The organism is Mesobacillus maritimus (assembly GCF_023715205.1).
In the GTDB taxonomy this organism is placed as follows: Bacteria; Bacillota; Bacilli; order Bacillales; family Cytobacillaceae; genus Mesobacillus_B; species Mesobacillus_B maritimus_C.
Genome location: NZ_JAMBNR010000004.1, coordinates 40,689 through 58,722, shown reverse-complemented (window position 1 = coordinate 58,722; position 18,034 = coordinate 40,689). Strand labels below are relative to the sequence as shown.

At 40.4% G+C, this 18,034-nt stretch carries 13 protein-coding genes and 1 riboswitch; all 13 genes read right to left on the bottom strand.

The window, feature by feature from the left end; translation table 11 throughout:
- Positions 1 to 15: 15 nt before the first annotated feature.
- Positions 16 to 1,314: an ABC transporter substrate-binding protein gene (locus M3182_RS06710; protein WP_251557483.1), complete on the bottom strand. Its 1,299-nt coding sequence runs from the start codon at positions 1,312 to 1,314 to the stop codon at positions 16 to 18.
- 240 nt (positions 1,315 to 1,554) lie between these two features.
- Positions 1,555 to 2,169: a glycerol-3-phosphate responsive antiterminator gene (locus M3182_RS06705; RefSeq protein WP_251557482.1), complete on the bottom strand. Its 615-nt coding sequence runs from the start codon at positions 2,167 to 2,169 to the stop codon at positions 1,555 to 1,557.
- A 360-nt stretch (positions 2,170 to 2,529) separates the two neighbouring features.
- Complete coding sequence (locus M3182_RS06700) at positions 2,530 to 3,309, bottom strand: energy-coupling factor transporter transmembrane component T family protein (RefSeq protein ID WP_251430673.1); 780 nt, start codon at positions 3,307 to 3,309, stop codon at positions 2,530 to 2,532.
- Positions 3,293 to 5,020, bottom strand: a complete 1,728-nt coding sequence (locus M3182_RS26360) for an ABC transporter ATP-binding protein (RefSeq protein WP_251557481.1) — start codon at positions 5,018 to 5,020, stop codon at positions 3,293 to 3,295. Before M3182_RS26360 ends, M3182_RS06700 begins: the two co-directional genes overlap by 17 nt.
- Positions 5,001 to 5,606 (bottom strand): ECF transporter S component, encoded by a 606-nt coding sequence (locus M3182_RS06690; RefSeq protein ID WP_251430668.1) that lies wholly within the window; start codon positions 5,604 to 5,606, stop codon positions 5,001 to 5,003. Before M3182_RS06690 ends, M3182_RS26360 begins: the two co-directional genes overlap by 20 nt.
- A gap of 36 nt (positions 5,607 to 5,642) precedes the next feature.
- Complete coding sequence (locus M3182_RS06685) at positions 5,643 to 6,245, bottom strand: YkoF family thiamine/hydroxymethylpyrimidine-binding protein (protein WP_251430665.1); 603 nt, start codon at positions 6,243 to 6,245, stop codon at positions 5,643 to 5,645.
- Positions 6,246 to 6,379: 134 nt separating this feature from the next.
- A riboswitch (TPP riboswitch) is annotated at positions 6,380 to 6,485 on the bottom strand.
- A 375-nt stretch (positions 6,486 to 6,860) separates the two neighbouring features.
- Positions 6,861 to 7,844, bottom strand: a complete 984-nt coding sequence (locus M3182_RS06680) for a tRNA dihydrouridine synthase (RefSeq protein WP_251557480.1) — start codon at positions 7,842 to 7,844, stop codon at positions 6,861 to 6,863.
- A gap of 224 nt (positions 7,845 to 8,068) precedes the next feature.
- On the bottom strand, positions 8,069 to 9,439 hold the full coding sequence (rlmD, locus tag M3182_RS06675; RefSeq protein WP_251557479.1) for a 23S rRNA (uracil(1939)-C(5))-methyltransferase RlmD: 1,371 nt from the start codon (positions 9,437 to 9,439) through the stop codon (positions 8,069 to 8,071).
- Between the two features lie 70 nt (positions 9,440 to 9,509).
- A complete protein-coding gene (recQ, locus tag M3182_RS06670) occupies positions 9,510 to 11,660 on the bottom strand; it encodes a DNA helicase RecQ (RefSeq protein WP_251557478.1) in 2,151 nt (716 codons plus the stop codon).
- A gap of 689 nt (positions 11,661 to 12,349) precedes the next feature.
- Positions 12,350 to 13,819 (bottom strand): nicotinate phosphoribosyltransferase, encoded by a 1,470-nt coding sequence (locus M3182_RS06665; RefSeq protein ID WP_251430653.1) that lies wholly within the window; start codon positions 13,817 to 13,819, stop codon positions 12,350 to 12,352.
- Between the two features lie 56 nt (positions 13,820 to 13,875).
- Positions 13,876 to 14,427: a cysteine hydrolase family protein gene (locus tag M3182_RS06660; protein WP_251557477.1), complete on the bottom strand. Its 552-nt coding sequence runs from the start codon at positions 14,425 to 14,427 to the stop codon at positions 13,876 to 13,878.
- Positions 14,428 to 14,806: 379 nt separating this feature from the next.
- Positions 14,807 to 15,739, bottom strand: a complete 933-nt coding sequence (locus M3182_RS06655; RefSeq protein ID WP_251557476.1) for a diacylglycerol kinase — start codon at positions 15,737 to 15,739, stop codon at positions 14,807 to 14,809.
- Between the two features lie 288 nt (positions 15,740 to 16,027).
- Positions 16,028 to 17,944, bottom strand: a complete 1,917-nt coding sequence (locus tag M3182_RS06650) for a heavy metal translocating P-type ATPase (protein ID WP_251557475.1) — start codon at positions 17,942 to 17,944, stop codon at positions 16,028 to 16,030.
- Positions 17,945 to 18,034: the final 90 nt, after the last annotated feature.

Sequence of the window (18,034 nt, the reverse complement as noted above, 5' to 3'; positions counted from 1 at the left end):
GTTTTAGATTTGGTGTTACTTTATAACAGCATTGGCACGTTCAGAAGCGGCATCCAGTGCTTCTTTTGGCTCAATCGCAGGGTCTAATATCATTTTTTGAATTTCTTCAACCAAGATTTTTACTACTTCCGGATACCCTTCAACCATTGGACGGGCATTACCATATTGTAATTGTTCAACAGCTACTTCAAACTGAGGTTTTTCCTGATAAAGCTTTTGAATTTTCTCCGTTTCTTGGGCTGAAATACGGCTTGGCAAATATCCTGTATATTCACTTGCGTATGCCGTCTGTTCAGTTGCCGTCATAAATTTAATAAACTCCCAAGCCGCTTGCTGCTTTTCCTCATCTAATCCAGCCATCATCACTAAGTTCGCTCCACCTGTTGGTACTTTTTGCTCTTTATGTTTTGGCATCATCGCTGTATCCAATTCAAAGCCGTTTTCTTCTGCTAGCTGCAGCATTAATGAAAGGTCTGCAGTAGAAGAGAAGAACATGGCTGATTTACCGTTAACGAAATCCTGTCTAGCTTGGTCGGCAGCTGCTTTTGGCTCTCCACCAGGAATTCGCAATGTTCCTTCCTCATGCATGCTTTTCCATAATGACAATGCTTCTACACCAGGTGCATCATTAAACGTTACCTCTGTTCCTTCTTCATTGGTCATCTGTCCGCCAGCCTGCGCAACAAACGCTTCATAGAACCAAATATCAATAGGCATTGAAATTCCAACACGTTCTTCCGTCGTTAATTGCTTTGCTACACTCGCAAAATCTTCCCAGGTAACAATGTTTTTCAAATCAATACCAGCTTCTTCAAAGATGGTTTTATTCACATACATGATTGGCGTACTTCGTAAATACGGCAGACCATATAATTTCTCATCCACATACGAATTCCCCATTAATCCTGGATTGAAATCATCCAGATTAACTTCCGAATCCGCTTCTACAAAAGGTGTTAAATCTTGGGTCATCCCAGCTTTAGCAAATGTTTCAATCGCAGAAATCTCATTCATTGTCACTTCAGGTGGATTTTTGGCGGCAACAGCTGCTTGCGTTTTTGCATGCAATTCATCGTAGGTACCTTGGAATTCTGCTGTAACATGGACCTTATCTTGGGACTCATTGAATTGTTGAACGAGATTTTCATTGTTTTCACCAATTTTGTCGCCCCATGCATACCAATAGGTTAATTCAACTTTTTCTTCTCCCGCTTCTGTTTCACCCGCCGTTTGTTCGGCTCCTTGTCCGCTAGAGCACGCTGTTAATGAAATCATTGCAGTTAAGATCAATGGCAACACGCGTTTTTTCTTCATAATGATTCCTCCAGTTCGATCATTTTTTTGTTCGTGTTCGTACCCTCATTCAAGCTAAGTTCCAATATATTATCCCTAGATAAGCCCCCCTCTTTAAAACAACAAAAAGACTGCAAATAAACCGTGTATGTTTCATACACTAGTATTTGCAGCCTCTCTAATTGCGCCTAATGAAACTATTTACTTTATACCACTTACTATAAATCTATTATATTAATAGAGAATTAATGGTTCATAAATTTACTGTAAAGGATTTGGATTTGTTATATTCAACTTCCACAAATCGGTATTTGAGGTTGTTACTGCAGAGACTCCTTGTGCTAACGCCTCTTTTGTATCGCAAATATTGGTTAGTAAGCCGCCTGTTATAATTGGAATTGTAGACCTCTCGACCAGCTTATGTAAAAAATCAGGTGCCCGACTTGGCATGATTTCTATGATGTCAGATTGAAGATAGTCAATATTGTCTACTAGATGATCATAGACTTCTGTATCAATAAGGAATACCCGTTGAATGACAAACATCCCTTTTGACTTTGCCTTTTTAATAATGCTAGATTTTGTGGTTACAATTCCAAAGGGCTTGATATATTTTTTTATAAACTCAATCCCATAATCATCTAACCCTAAGCCTCCAATTTTCTCGACATGCAAAATCACGGGAAGCCCTTCCTTTTGCAATACATCTACATATTCTTTTACCGTTAAAACATTCCCAGTCATTAAAATGACCGCACTAATATTTTCCTTGTACTTTATTGCTTTCTCAATCGACTTAGGTTCTTTAATTGCAGCAATCAGCTTAAAATCTTTCAACCTCTCCTCAAACACTTTCCTCATATTTACCTGTCCCATGCAACCATCCCTACTATTTAAATTTTTTAGAATTATACTATACATTAACCTATTGAGTGAAGCCGTACTCTTCTCGAACAACGAGAGCTTGAGCGTAGCATAAATAAGCTGACCCAGAAAGTCATCTTAATAACTTGCTGGGTCAGCCTATTCCTAGTATGCATCACATTTGAATTACTTGAATAAGATAGGATGTAGTTAGACAAGCCCGTTATCATTCATTAAACGAGCTTGTCTTTGGTTTGAATTTTATCAACACATGAGGCGCTAGTACTATTTTGGGAGATTCCGGGTAGTGCTGTCGCCTTTTTCATTTACACTTTTATCTTGATCCTTAGATTACATGCTGTGATTCAATCCTTAAAAATCCTTCCCAAAGATATTTAAAAAACCAAGCTGATAGGACAAAAACACACTCACAAAAAACATGACAAAAAAGACACTCACAAATATCCAATCTCGTTTATCAATGGTCATTTCATGATAATGTGTTCGGTCGGTTTCTCCAGTAAATCCTTTCGATTCCATAGCAAGAGCTACCCGCTCTGCTTTCCGAATTGCATTAGCTAAAAGTGGAATAGCATAGCGCCGAAACTGATGCAAACGCTCTTTCACTCCTTTTGCTCTTCCCACCCCTCGGATGCGGTGGGCTTGTCTTAACACTTGAAGCTCATAACGAAAGGTCGGTAGGAATCGATACCCTGCTAAGATTCCGAATGTTAATTTTGGTGGGAGTTTACATTGCTGCATCAAACTTAACATAAACTTCGTTGAGTCGGTCGTTAATATAAACAGTAAGGATAACGCTGCGAACGAAAGGGAACGTAAACCTAATGAAATTCCAGCCCAAAAGCTTTCTGTAGTGACCTGGAACGACCAAACGGAAATTAGAACATCCCCCCCTGAAAAAGCATCGCTTGGATGGAGCATCGTCATCCATGCAAAGCTTACGGCTAACAAAAGAAATGGCGAAAAAATTAAGATCCAGCGCTTGAAAGCCACTTTGCTAAAGAAAAATGTCACTGCAACCGTAAATACTAAATAGATAAAAGGTGTCAGTGGATCGAACGTGAACGCTAGGAGCAGTGCTGGAATCAATACAGCAAAAGCCTTCATGGTTGGATTAATGGATGTTAGCATGCGCCCGCACAACTCCCTGTTTTTTCTTGTTTTGGTGGAGGTTTTCAAGCAACTGATTGATTCTTACCCGAAAAGGGAGTCTGAGTTTCGCTTCATGAAGGATTTCTGGTTTCTGCCATAGTTCATCCGGTTTTCCATTGAAGCTCACTTCCCCACCGTTAACGACATAAACTTTTTCACAATACGTATCAACTAAGTCCATATCGTGAGTAACAAATACAATCGCGGTCCCTTGTCTTTGCAGAGTTTGAATCATTTGCATTAATTCTTTTGTTGTTTGTGCATCTTGACCAAATGTTGGTTCATCGAACAGTAAAACACTTGGTGTGTCCTCTAGCATTGTCGCCACACTTAGGCGCCGTTTTTGTCCACCGCTTAAGGCAAAGGGATTGCTCCATTTATGAGATGTTAGATGAAAACGCTCGAGCAGTTGGTTTACGTTTTGCTCTATTTTGTCCTGACTTACACCATTTAGCTTCATTCCAAACGCAATTTCATCATAAACAGTATCTGTAATAAATTGATGTTCAGGGTTTTGAAACACATATCCCATAACTTTTCTCATATCATGCTCCGACCATGCTTCATACTTTTTATTTAAAAGCAACCGACTTCCTGTCTTAGGCGATAATATTCCTGAAATTAATTGCAATAACGTCGACTTTCCCGCCCCGTTTTTCCCGACTATGGCAACTAGTTCTCCTGAATATAGTGAAAGATTTATTTCTTTCAAAATGGACTTCTTTCCCCTCGAAAATGAGACATTTTTTATTGATAAAACCTCGCTCTTCTCATTCGCCCATAGATCGCATGCCTGAATTTCCCTAGTGATAGGGTTCATCAAATGGTCGTTGGAATTGATCCAGGGTACTAAGTCCCCTTCGGAAAGGGGACGGTTTGTTTCAAGGACCTTTCCTTCATGGGCTTCAAGAACGGTTTCAACAATTCTTGGGAGATGAATTCCCTCTTTTTTTAGTTTTTCAACTTGGTTATAAAACACATCCTCTGGTTTTCCTTCTAACAGAATGTTTCCATGCCTATTCATTGCTATTACCCGATCCACCATAGGAAGCCAATCATCTAATTGATGTTCAATAATGAACAAGGCAAAATCCCGCTCTTGTTTTAACGAATGGATTAATTGAATAAATTCAAAACGTGAAGCTGGGTCTAGGTTCGCTGTTGGTTCATCCAAGATCAATAACTTTGGATTTAAAAGGAGAACTGAAGCAAGAGCCACCTTTTGCTTATTCCCACCGGATAATTCATGGATTGGCCGATGCTTTTCTTCAGCAAGACCAACAGCACTTAAAATAGCATCAATCTTTTCGGCCATTTCTTCCCGTGGTGTTTTTATATTTTCTAACGTAAACGCTAATTCATTTTCGACCGTAACCATACAAAATTGACTTTCAGGATCCTGAAAAACAACCCCAATTTCTTTGTTGATTTCTCCCTTTTTAAAATGACTCAAAGATCTTCCGTTATAAATCATTTCTCCTTTTGCCCAACCTTCAACAGCTTCAGGATAAAGGCCATTTAAACAAAGAGAAAAAGAACTTTTTCCGGAACCGCTTGGTCCGATAAAAAGAATGGTTTCTTGTTGATGAATCGTCAATGTCAGATCTTTTAAAAGTGGCTCTTTATCGGGATCATAACCAAACGAGAAATTCTCTACTGAGAGGAGTGGCCTATGATGCTTTATGCTCACGTTTTGTCTGCCACTCCTTTCCTAGCGCATAGCTTCTCAACACACCCGTGTCTGCTAATCTTTCAGTAATCCACTTCCCTAATAAACCAGCAATCAAGGCCCCACTAATCACACGAACAATCAGCATCGAGCTAAGTAGCGGGAAGGATAGAGCAATATATCCAGAATGATACAAGCCCCAGATAAAGCTAAAAACTGCTGCACCAACACCCGCAGCCATCAGAACACTTTTCGAAAAATTTCGGTATTTGGTTGCGGCAAAAGCAGCCTCAGCACCAAGTCCTTGAATAAAAGCGGACACGATTAACATCGGACCCGCTGGTGAACCTAATAACACTTGGACACCCCCGGCAATTGTTTCAGAAATGAGTGCCGCTCCTGGCTTACGAATGATGTAGGCAGTAATAATCGAAACAATAAACCAAATCCCAAATATCACTTCATACCCAAAAGGCCCTAAGCCAAATGGCGTTAAGATGTTGGTAAGACCCGTTCCAACTGTAAAAAAGAATAGGTAAATGACCGCGAATACAACACCCAGTATCGCCATTAGAACAATTTCACGTAAATTCCATTTAGTTGTCATTTGATGAACTCCTTAGTCTTTACAGATTTTATAAGTTTAGTTATCTTTTTTTGATGGGCTGTTCGCTGAGATTGCTACAGTCATTGTCACATGACTACGTTCATGTGTTTTAGACGCATTAACAAAGGATTGCTCAAGAGTTTTAAAAACATCATTGGCATCCCCATCAAGCCGAGATGCATAATGAACACCCTTAGTGAAAGTTCCGTGATCCTTTGCAACCTCTACCTGATCGGCAATAATCTGCATATAGTCAGGATTGTTCATCGGATAGAGAGCAAATTGTGTAGCCACTTCAACTTTTTCTTTGCTCGATGCTTCCTCATTTAAGCGTTCATCATTCTCTGACATATAACTATCGCCTTCGCTATCTCCAGGACAACCGACAGAAAATGTTCCATTAAAAACAACGTGTACACCCGTTTTAGCCGCGTGAATAAAAATAGCCTTTGCTACATCAAAAACGTGTTCACTACGTCCCCTAATACATGTTGTTACATCATCCGTTTCCATCCAAACCTTGCTAGTATCAACCTCTTCTAACGCCTTTAAAATCACCTCAACAAAATTGTCTGCCATCGGATAGATGGAAAAACGACACCCTACGATTCTACTTGTTCCACAACTTAAACCTTGCATTCTACCTTCCTCCTAATTATTCATTTTGTGTCCGTTTCGCCTTTTAGGTTTGGGGTGTATACTCCAAAAACCACAAAAACTGCATCTTCAAATAGGAAGATGCAGTGAATGTCATAAAGAATATACGTAAAATAATGAAGTCACTTGCACTTCCCCACGCTAGCATTACCTAGTTCTGGTCATGAGGGTCAGCAGGAATCTCACCTGCTTCTCAGCCTTACAGCTCCCCTAGTGCGAAACGAATATAAGTTTGTCCTATTCATTGTACGACAAATCTTATCAATTGGAAATAGCATATTCTGTTTTTTCAGAAATACGAAATAATACATAACGCCCAAGTCGTGCTGATTACAAGTACCATTACACGTACTCTTCATGTTATTGCTCATATGTCCAATTTGCTAAGCCTCACAAGAAACGTAAAAAGGCAACGCCCTGATGAGGGATAGTTGCCTTTTTTTTAAATTTAGTTGCGACACATACACACATGGCTGGAATGAGTCCGGTTCAATACCGCCTTCACCCCAGCCAATTAACTACTTAGTTTAAACTTTAACTTTTTTAAGCCAAACAGTTTAACACCCTACTTCATTTTTACCATAAATCAGGATACTTCTACTGTTCACTCATAACACCAAAATTCTTTGACTCAAAGTGATCAAGCATTTCACGCACATCATCTGATGACTCTGTGCTCATTAATTGATTTCTCAACTCACTCGCTCCTCGAAAGCCTTTAACATAGATCTTAAAAAAGCGATGAAGAGCCTTGAACGAACGTAACTGCAAATCTGAATATTTATCATGGAGATCCAGATGAAATCTTAAGAGATCAAGCAATTCCTTACTGCTATGGTCCTTCTTCTCTTTTTCAAAGGCAAATGGATTACTGAAAATACCACGCCCAATCATAACACCATCAACACCATATTGTTCTACAAGCTTCAAGCCAGTTTGGCGGTCAGGAATATCCCCATTGATCGTCAAAAGTGTATCTGGTGCCACCTGATCACGGAGTTTCTTAATCTCCGGAATCAGCTCCCAATGAGCATCCACTTTGCTCATTTCCTTCCTTGTACGTAGATGAATGGATAGATTCGCAATATCTTGTTTCAATATGTGTGTTAACCAGTCCTGCCATTCGTCTACATCCGTATAACCAAGCCGCGTTTTCACACTTACAGGCAAGCCTCCTGCTTTAGCCGCTTGAATTAAATCTGCTGCAACTTCTGGGCGAAGGATAAGGCCACTTCCCTTCCCGTGCTGTGCCACATTCGGTACAGGACAGCCCATATTGATATCGATCCCCCGAAAGCCTAGTTCCGCCATACCAATACTCATTTGCCGAAAGTATTCAGGCTTGTCCCCCCATATATGGGCTACAATGGGTTGTTCATCCTCTGTAAAAGTCAAACGCCCACGCACACTTTTGATCCCCTCTGGATGACAGTAACTCTCACTGTTTGTAAACTCTGTAAAAAACACATCAGGTCTAGCTGCTTCACTCACCACATGTCGAAAAACAACATCCGTCACATCTTCCATTGGTGCTAGTATAAAAAAAGGTCGTGGTAACTCACGCCAAAAATTATCGGTCATTATGAAATTCAAATCCTCTCATCATGGAATACCAGGCCAATCTGTTATCCCAAAATTTAAATGCAGGATATCCCTGTTTCTTTTACACTTATACACTTATACCATGCTTAAGCCCTTTTTATCAAACTGATTGGTTATGTTTATTTTTGCCAAATTAGTTTTGTATCGTTCTAAATACACATACAAAATAGCCCAGGTTTTGGACTGGGCCATTTTGAAATCATTTAATTTAAAATAAGCTTAGCAACGCACTCTACATGTGTCGTTTGGGGGAACATATCTACCGGCTGAACTTCTAATGTTTTGTAGCCACCGTCTTCAAGAATACGAAGATCTCTTGCCAAGGTCGCTGGATTACAGCTAACATAAACAACTTTTTGGGGCTTCATCTCGGTAATCGTGTTTAGCAGTGCCTCGTCACAACCTTTACGCGGCGGGTCAACGACCAGAACATCTGCTTTCACACCTTGCTTGTACCAATTCGGAATGACCTCTTCGGCTTTTCCAACAGCAAACTCAACATTTTCAATGTCGTTTAAAGCGGCATTCCGTTTCGCATCCTCAATTGCTTGAGACACGACTTCTACACCATAAACCTTTTTGGCTTTTCGAGCTAAAAATAACGAAATGGTCCCGATTCCACAATAAGCATCAATCACATTTTCAGTTCCACTTAACTCAGCATATTCTAGCGCTTTGTCATAAAGCACCTTGGTTTGGTCAGGATTCACTTGATAAAAGCTCATTGCCGAGATCGCAAACTTCACGTCGCCAATATAATCATAGATGACTTCATTTCCCCAAATCACCTTTGTTTTCTCACCCATAATTACATTTGTGCGTTTTGAATTCACATTATGGATGATCGACTTTACTTTAGGTAAGCGCGACACGACTTCTTCTAGTAATTTCTTTTTCCCTGGTAGTTCCGTCGTTCTTGTAATAATTACGACCATTAACTCTTCAGATTGCTTCCCGTATCGAGCCATAATGTGACGGAGATCGCCTTTATGATTTTCTTCATTGTAGGCACTGATTCCGAGTTCACTACAAATTTCTTTTACAACTTGAATCGCTTCATTGACTTCAGGCAGCTGAATTAAGCTTTCATTCGTATCCACGATTTCGTGACTGCGTGGTTTAAAGAAACCCGAAATCAGCTTCCCTTCTTTTTCACCAACAGGCACTTGCGCTTTGTTCCGATATTTCCAAGGGTGCTCCATGCCTAAAACAGGATGGATAGTGACATCCGCCAATTTTCCAATTCGCGTTAATACTTGGCGCACTTGGTTTTCTTTGAACTTCAATTGACCTTCATAGCTGAGATGTTGAAGTTGGCAACCACCGTATTTATGCTGCTCTTCTGTTGGTATATCGACACGAAAAGGACTGCGCCCTAATAGCTCAACCAAACGTCCAACAGCATAACCTTTGTTCACTTTTATTACCTTGACCCTTGCCTTCTCCCCAGGGAGGGCACCTTGTACAAAGATTGGATAGCCTTCAACTTTAGCGACTCCTGCTCCATCATGGGTTAAATCCTCAAATTCAACCTCTATATAATCATTTTTTTGAACTGGCAATGTTTTGCTCATAAGATCTTCCTTTACAGTGTAATGCTACGGAAGATTTTAACACACTGTAGAAAATTTACGAAATGTGGTGTTAATCAACAATAGCTTTTTCTTGTTTTCTTAGTTTGTACAAAAATACTTTAATCATAAAATAACTGACTTCATCTGGCAGCAATTCTTTAATCGGCTTCAACTTTTCTCGTCCAGCCTCAGCAACTGCCTTTTCTAAATCAGGCGAGAACTTGTCCGGAATGAGGTTCGAAAAATCGACTTCCATTCCATTTTGGATACACTGGATTAAATGGTTTTCCATTGTGCTAACAGCCAATTCTCGCTTAGCGGCGATTTCCTGGACCGTTAACCCCTCTTTATGCAGCTTATAGGTCTCCAGATGCGAGTCGTTGACTCCTTTTTTCGCTGGTTTTGTTTTAGTTTTAGGAGGCACTGATGAAGTTAATACTCTCTCCCTCTCAGGATTGGCTGCCGCAAACTCAAGAATGGCTTTTAAAAATACTTCTCCATATTTCTCTAACTTGTGCTGCCCTACACCACTAACTTGTAAAAATTCTTCTTCATTCTGCGGCAATCGGGCACACATATCTTTTAAAGAAGAGTCTGAGAAAATCACGAATGGCGGAACATGTTCACCTTCAGCAACGGTTTTCCTTAATTGACGTAACTCTTCAAACAGCGGGTCATCATTGGCAACTTGCTTAATTTGGACAGCTTCTTTTCTAAACACCTGTTGTTTCCCAGTTAGAACGTCTTTTCCAGCTGACGCTACATAGATGGTCGGATAAGTGCCTTGTTCTACTCCTATTAAGTTAGCTGAAATGAGAAATTCGATTAATTCGGTCACCTGTTTGGCACTTTGTTCTTTTAAAATTCCGTAGGTTGAAAGGTTGTCAAAGCCAAGCTCTAGCACTTTTTTATTTCTTGATCCTGTCAGGACATTTGCCGTGATTGACTTCCCAAATTTTTGTCCCATTCGAATAATGCAACTTAACACCATTTGAGCTTCCTTTGTTACGTCTACACTTGAACGCGTATCTGTACAGTTGCCACAACGACCGCATGGTTCCGCTTCATGATCCCCGAAATATTCAAGAATGAAAGCTTGAAGACACCCCTCAGTGTGGCAATAATCAACCATCTGTTGCAGTTTTTCTAGTTCTTGTGACATTCGTACTTGTTCAGCTGACTGATCGATTAAAAATCGCTGTATTTGGACATCTTGTGGCGAATAAAGGACAGTACATTCACTAGGGAGTCCATCTCGTCCAGCACGTCCAGCTTCTTGATAATAACTCTCCATATTTTTAGGCATTTGATAATGAACTACATAGCGAATGTTAGACTTATCAATTCCCATTCCAAAAGCAGAGGTCGCAACCATTACATCTGCTTGGTCTTTCAGAAACCGATCTTGTTCATTCGCTCGTTCATTGTCACTCATTCCAGCATGATAACGGGAGGCATCAATGCCTTCCTTTTGTAGCCAATCATAAAGCTGATCCACTGTTTTCCGCGTTGCCGCATAAATGATGCCAGCTTCACTCTTGTTCTTTCTAACATAATCTTTTAAAAAGGCATGGCGGTCCTGCCCTTTGACAACAGAAAACGATAAATTCTCCCGTTCAAACCCTGTAAGGACGGAGTTGATCGGATCAATCGAAAGCGTAGCACAAATATCCTCGCGAACTCTTGGTGTGGCCGTTGCCGTTAATGCGAGAACGACTGAATTTCCTTGAAGCTTGTCCATGAGTCTCGCAATCTGCAAGTAGCTTGGTCGAAAATCATGACCCCACTGGGAAATACAGTGCGCTTCATCAACAGCCACGAGCGGGACTTGAAGATGTTGAAGCATTTCCTGAAAGTCATAAGATTCTAGCCGCTCTGGTGCCACATACAATAACTTATAGCCTCCATGCATCGCCTCTACCATTGTCTGTTCAGCCTCTTGCGGACTAAGCGAGCTATTAATATATGCAGCTGGAATTCCTAGTTGAAGAAGCGTATCAACTTGATCTTTCATAAGAGAAATCAGCGGTGAGATAACCAATGTGGTACCAGGAAGGGCCAGTGCCGGAATTTGGTACACAATCGATTTTCCACCACCAGTTGGCATCACACAAACCGTATTCTTACCTTCAAGTACAGAGGAAATGGCCTGCTCTTGTCCTTTTCGAAAGGAAGAATATCCAAAATATGTTTTTAAAAGTTCTTGGGCTTTTTCTAACAACGTGAGGGCTCCTTTCTTTTCTGAGGAATGTTAGTGAGGATTTTCTAGGTCTGTTTCATTTTAACACGTAACTCGGGTGTTACATATAGAGGTAAGGAAGTTAATTAGGAGTTGAGATTAACTACTCAATTATGTTCTTTAGTTTTATCCCACCTTTTTCATTAGTAATTTTCTTTTTCTGTTTTCAAAAATGGTACTTCTATTTTCACTACCAGTACCTCTATTTTCGGTTTTACATCATCTATTTTCAGGAAATCCTATTCTATTTTCAAAAATAACACCTCTATTTTCCGTTTTGCACCTTCTATTTTCAGAAAACCCCGTTCTATTTTCACTTCATCTTTCTACTTACGATTTGCCTCTTTCTATTTTCAAGAATGGAAACTCTATTTTCCGTTTTGCACCTTCTATTTTCAAAAAAACCCGTTCTATTTTCACTTCATCTTTCTATTTACGAATTGCCTCTTTCTATTTTCAAGAATGGAAACTCTATTTTCCGTTTTGCACCTTCTATTTTCAAAAAACCCCGTTCTATTTTCACTTCACCTTTCTATTTACAATTTGCTTCTTTCTATTTTCAAAAACAGGTACTCTATTTTCCGTTTTGCACCTTCTATTTTCAGAAAACCCCATTCTATTTTCGCCCGTCAAAACAAAAACCCCCACGATCAAGGTCGTGAGGGTAAAACTTAATTATTTTTCAACGCTTTTACTTTTTGTCTTACTTCTTCAATGTTCCGCATTTTGTTATCCCAGCATTTTACGCTCAAGTCGACTGGATACTCTTCTGGGTTAAGTGAGCGCTGGTACTCGTCCCACAGCAATCCTAAGGAAGCTTTTGAATACTCTCTAATCTCCTCAAGTTGCGGTTGTTCATACACCAGTTGTCCGTCCACAAAGATATCATGGTGCAAATCTCTTGCCTCAAAATCAGTGACAAATTTGCTTATATACGTATGCGTTGGATGGAACATCTTTAATCGCTCTTCTTTCTGCGGATTTTCCTCTTCCATCGCAATATAATCCCCTTCGGACATGCCATTTGTTCCGTTGATGATCCGATAAACTCGCTTCACCCCAGGAGTTGTGACCTTTTCTGGATTAGAGGAAATTTTAATCGTATCCATCATTTTCCCGTTCTCGTCCTCAATGGAAACCACTTTATAGACAGCTCCTAGGGCCGGCTGCTCAAAGGCTGTGATTAGCTTGGTCCCGATGCCCCACGTATCAATTTTAGCACCTTGAGCTTTAAGGTTCATGATTGTATATTCATCCAAGTCACTTGATGCCACCACTTTGGCATCTGTAAATCCAGCTTCATCTAACATTCTTCTTGCTTCTTTAGACAAATAAGCAAGATCCCCACTGTCCAAACGAATGCCGATAAAATTAATTTTATCCCCAAATTCGCGAGCAACCCGAATGGCATTCGGCACACCGGAGCGGAGGGTATCATATGTATCAACTAAAAACACACAGTCTTTATGAGTTTCTGCGTACTTTCGGAAGGCAGTGTATTCGTCACGATAAGCTTGAACCATGGAATGGGCGTGCGTGCCTGAAATCGGAATTCCAAACAGTTTTCCAGCCCTGACATTACTTGTTGCATCAAAACCAGCAAGGTATGCCGCACGCGCTCCCCAAATTGCTGCATCCAATTCTTGAGCGCGGCGGGAACCAAATTCCAGTGCCGACTCATCTGGAATGACATGCTTGATTCTAGAAGCTTTAGTTGCAATCAACGTTTGGTAGTTAATAATGTTTAACAACACCGTTTCAATCAGTTGAGCTTCCGCAAGAGGCGCCTCTACTCTTACTAGTGGTTCACTCGCAAAGACGACCTCGCCTTCCTTCATTGAGCGGATTGTCCCCGTAAATCGCAAGTCCTTTAAGTATGTAAGGAAGTCCTCTTGATATCCGCCTTCCTTCCGTAAGTATTCAATATCATCTGCAGTGAATTGAAAATCCTTTACCATATCAATCATTCGTTCTAGACCTGCAAATACAGCATAGCCGTTCCCAAAAGGAAGCTTGCGAAAGAATAACTCAAAGACAGCCTTCCGATTATGCATGCCATCTCGCCAATAAGTCTCGACCATGTTAATTTGATATAAATCAGTATGAATTAAAAAGCTATCATCACGATATTTAGTTGCCATACTACTCCCTCCGAAATTCACATCACCTTGCTAAGCTACTCATTCAGTTACAAGGTTTATTTTACAATTGCTCCCATTGCACTCTTAAAATGACCAAGTGCCCATTCATGCCCTGCTTGATTAAAAGAAGCAACAGCCTCTTCATATACAACAATGTTAAATCCTCGGTTATACGCGTCAACTGCCGTATGTAAAACACAAATGTCTGTGCACACACCAACTAAATGTACTTCAGTAATGCCTCGCTCACGGAGCTTTATTTCTAAGTCTGTTCCCGCAAAGGCAGAATAGCGTGTCTTATCAAGATAGGAAACATGGTCAAGGTGCCGATGCTTTTTATACAAATCGTCTAAACTCCCGTATAAATCGCGACCCTTTGTCCCACGGATATTATGTGGTGGATACAATCTTGTTTCAGGATGAAATTGATCCCCCTCATCGTGAACATCAATAGCAAATACAACATAATCTCCATTTTGGATAAACTCTTCAGTTATCCCAACAAGCTTCTTTTCAATCGCTTGTCCAGGCTCTCCACAGGTTAACGCTCCATTGTCCGCAACAAAATCAACAGTATAGTCAACATTGATTAAAGTTTTCTTTGCCACAAAAGTCCACTCCCATCCTTAATTGCTAGTTTTTGAATTAATTCTCATTTTACTCTTATTTTCTTTGATTCGTAACTAGTCGGCAAATTAGTGTATTCATATTGTTAATGTGATTTTAATTTAAGCCTAGGTCATCTTGCATGGACACAAATTTTCATGCCTCATCCCGTTTTGTTTCATGATCCTTTCATGGTGCTCATTTTTCCTGATTCTCCACAGTTCTGTGTCGCATGAACCCTTCATGGTGCACTTTCCCATCCCATGACCAGTTCTACCTCTCCCCTGACCATTCATCAAACCACACTCAATTGCAACCTCTCAAAAAGCACCCACGAACGCTGTTAAAAAAGTCGCATCCAATGTAGGAGCGACTCGCATGTTATTCTTCGTTTGCAATGCCCTCTGGCCGGTCTTCTGGCCGTATCTTATCAAGTGGAACAAAGACTTCAATGTGACGATAAAGGTTCTCAAACTCAGCAGGAGTGTCTCCGCCATACTCACCGTCTAAATTTAATTGCACACGATCTTTCGATTTTACACGGATACGGTTCGCCTTTGTATAAATCAATTTGGGGTCACTTAGATGTTCTCCGCGAAGAGCTAGCGATGCAATTCGGATAAAATCAGCAAGATTTGTTTTCCTTAAAATTAACAGCGAAAACATGCCATCATTTATGGATGCATTTGGAGCCAGCTTCTCAAATCCCCCGACAGAGTTCGTTAATCCAATAAGGAAAAGCATTACTTCTCCTTCGAACAATTTTCCGTCGTATTCAATATGTACTTCAGTCGCCTTTAAAGAAGGTAGCATTTCTATTCCTTTTAAATAATAAGCAAGCTGCCCGAGCATTGTTTTTAACTTAATTGGAACATCATACGTTAACTCTGTAAGACGTCCGCCTCCAGCAATATTAATAAAATATTTATCATTGATTCGACCAACATCAACAGGGATCATTTCACCTTTGACAATGATATTTGTCGCAGCATCAATATCCCGAGGGATATGAAGGGCCCGCGCAAAATCATTGGTCGTCCCAGTTGGAATAATTCCGATTTTCGGTCTATATTCTTGTTCAGCGATTCCATTAACCACTTCGCTAATCGTTCCGTCTCCCCCAGCAGCAATGACAAGATCATAACGTCTCTCCACTGCTACCCGTGCTGCGTATGTTGCATCCCCTGCACCTGTAGTTGCATGGCAAGAAGTCTCATAACCAGCTGCTTCTAACTTCATTAATACATCTGGTAAGTTTTTTTTAAATACTTCCCGCCCTGATGTAGGATTATAGATTATCCTTGCTCTTTTCATATTCCATCATCCTAAAAATGAGTTGTCTTTCAATAAAAATCCATCTTTATCATCATATCCTAAAAGCAGCTATATTAGCAATTTTGAAAATGAATCCTCGTACAAAAAAACTTGACTATCCCTGTCTTCATACTCTTAAAAGTTGAGTACTTATTATAGCCCAAACGCATCAAAATTTCCCCCTAATCAAACGTTTGATTAAACGAAACCTATAGCATTCGTATTTCTTCACACTCAGTCCTCGGTAAACTAAAAACAAGTGGCGGTTGTGCTCCGCCACTTACTATATTAGGAACGTAATAATCGCAAACCATTTAAAATAACCAAAATTGTACTTCCCTCATGGCCAATAACCCCCATTGGGAGCGCTAGTGACTGCATAAAGTTTGATACGATCAGCAACATAATGACTGCAATCGAGAACACGACATTTTGTTTAATAATCTTGTTCATTTTTTTCGATAGTTTCACTGCCTCAGCAATTCTTGGGAGGTCATTTTTCATGAGAACAATGTCTGCAGTTTCAAGTGCCACATCCGTTCCTTCTCCCATCGCAATTCCAACAGAGGCAGTCGCGAGAGCTGGAGCATCATTAATTCCATCTCCAACCATGGCGACCGTTCCATACTGTGCTTTCAACTTTTTCAACTCATCAACTTTTGTTTCTGGTAAGCACTCTGCAATATAAGCGTCAATGCCACTCTCTTCCGCAATCGCTGTCGCTGTTTTCTGACTATCTCCAGTCAACATAATGGTATGAATGCCTTCCTTTTTCAATTCTTGGATGGCTTTAATTGTTTCGTCTCTTACCGTATCTTTTAAAGCTAAAACTCCTGCAATTCCATGTTGGTCTCTAACAAATACCACTGTTTTCCCTTGTTCAGCTAGGAGGAAAGCCGCTCCATTATGAAAATTCTCTGCTTCCTGCCGCCCCACAAAATCTGCCTTACCAACCTTCCATTCAGATCCTGTGATTTCCGCTCGAACACCATAACCGGGAACATCCTCCATTTTTTCAGGTTTGATGAGTTCCGCTCCTTTCCCTAAAGCAAAGTGAACAATCGCTGCAGCTAGCGGGTGATTGGAAAATTTCTCAATGGATGCTACATGCTGAAGTAAATCTTCTTCTGACAACCCATTTCGTGTAACAACATCCGTCACTTCCGGTTGTCCTTTTGTTAACGTACCAGTTTTATCAAATGCAATTGCCTTAAGATTCCCGAGATTTTCTAGATGGACGCCACCTTTAAAAAGTATGCCATGACGTGCTCCGTTTGAGATTGCCGATAGGGTCGCTGGCATGATGCTAGCAACTAAAGCACAAGGAGAAGCAACAACAAGAAGAATCATCGCTCGATAAAATGTTTCCTGCCAACTCCACCCTAGTGCAAAATGAGGGACAAACAACATCAATCCGACAACGATTAATACTGTTTTTACATACTTTCCTTCAAACCGTTCGATAAATTGCTGAGATGGTGATTTTTCGCTTTGAGCCGATTGTACAAGCTTGATAATTTTCTGAAACAAAGTTTCACTTTGCGGTTTTGTCATTTCTACGATAATCGACCCGCGTAGATTAACGGTTCCCGCATATACCTCGTCATCCTCTTTCTTGCTTACAGGAATAGATTCACCCGTTATGGCGGCTTCGTCTAAGTTCGTTTGTCCCTCGATTATTCTTCCATCTGAAGGAACTCTTTCCCCTGGCTTTACCAAGATTCGGTCCCCAACTAAAAGAGCAGCAACCGGGACAACTTCTTCAACATCATTTTTTATTCGCAAAGCATTTTCAGGTTGCAAATCCATTAACGCGGATATTTCTTTATGACTTTTATTCATTGTATAAGTCTCTAAAGCCCCACTTAAAGCAAAGATAAAAATTAAAATCGCTCCTTCAGTCCAGTAGCCAATGATGGCAGAACCTATGGCAGCAAGGATCATGAGCATCTCAACGTTTAATTCTTTATTCTCGATCGTGTCTTCAATGCCTTCTTTCGCTTTTGCATATCCCCCGATCATATAGGCAGCTAGATAGATGATGACCGAAGCTGTAGAAAAGTCCTCTTTTGACAATAACCACCCCGTGAGTATCAACACACCACTTAAAAGGGCTGCAATTAATTCAAGATGTGGTTTTACTTTATCTAAAAGTGTTGGATCAACAGATGCTGGTTCAGGTAAGGTTTTCGTTTCAGCGAGCATTTGAGTTTCCTCCTTTTGATATTAATTCTCAATTGGCAAAATTCAATTGAGAATTAGTCTTAACTAGGTTCTCTTTCTATTGTAAATTTC

What these genes read in the sequence shown, in the direction of transcription:
- M3182_RS06710 (WP_251557483.1), bottom strand. Translation starts at nt 1,314, where the DNA reads ATGAAGAAAAAACGCGTGTTGCCATTGATCTTAACTGCAATGATTTCA.
- M3182_RS06705 (WP_251557482.1), bottom strand. Translation starts at nt 2,169, where the DNA reads ATGGGACAGGTAAATATGAGGAAAGTGTTTGAGGAGAGGTTGAAAGAT.
- M3182_RS06700 (WP_251430673.1), bottom strand. Translation starts at nt 3,309, where the DNA reads ATGCTAACATCCATTAATCCAACCATGAAGGCTTTTGCTGTATTGATT.
- M3182_RS06690 (WP_251430668.1), bottom strand. Translation starts at nt 5,606, where the DNA reads ATGACAACTAAATGGAATTTACGTGAAATTGTTCTAATGGCGATACTG.
- M3182_RS06685 (WP_251430665.1), bottom strand. Translation starts at nt 6,245, where the DNA reads ATGCAAGGTTTAAGTTGTGGAACAAGTAGAATCGTAGGGTGTCGTTTT.
- M3182_RS06680 (WP_251557480.1), bottom strand. Translation starts at nt 7,844, where the DNA reads ATGACCGATAATTTTTGGCGTGAGTTACCACGACCTTTTTTTATACTA.
- rlmD (WP_251557479.1), bottom strand. Translation starts at nt 9,439, where the DNA reads ATGAGCAAAACATTGCCAGTTCAAAAAAATGATTATATAGAGGTTGAA.
- M3182_RS06665 (WP_251430653.1), bottom strand. Translation starts at nt 13,819, where the DNA reads ATGGCAACTAAATATCGTGATGATAGCTTTTTAATTCATACTGATTTA.
- M3182_RS06655 (WP_251557476.1), bottom strand. Translation starts at nt 15,739, where the DNA reads ATGAAAAGAGCAAGGATAATCTATAATCCTACATCAGGGCGGGAAGTA.
- M3182_RS06650 (WP_251557475.1), bottom strand. Translation starts at nt 17,944, where the DNA reads ATGCTCGCTGAAACGAAAACCTTACCTGAACCAGCATCTGTTGATCCA.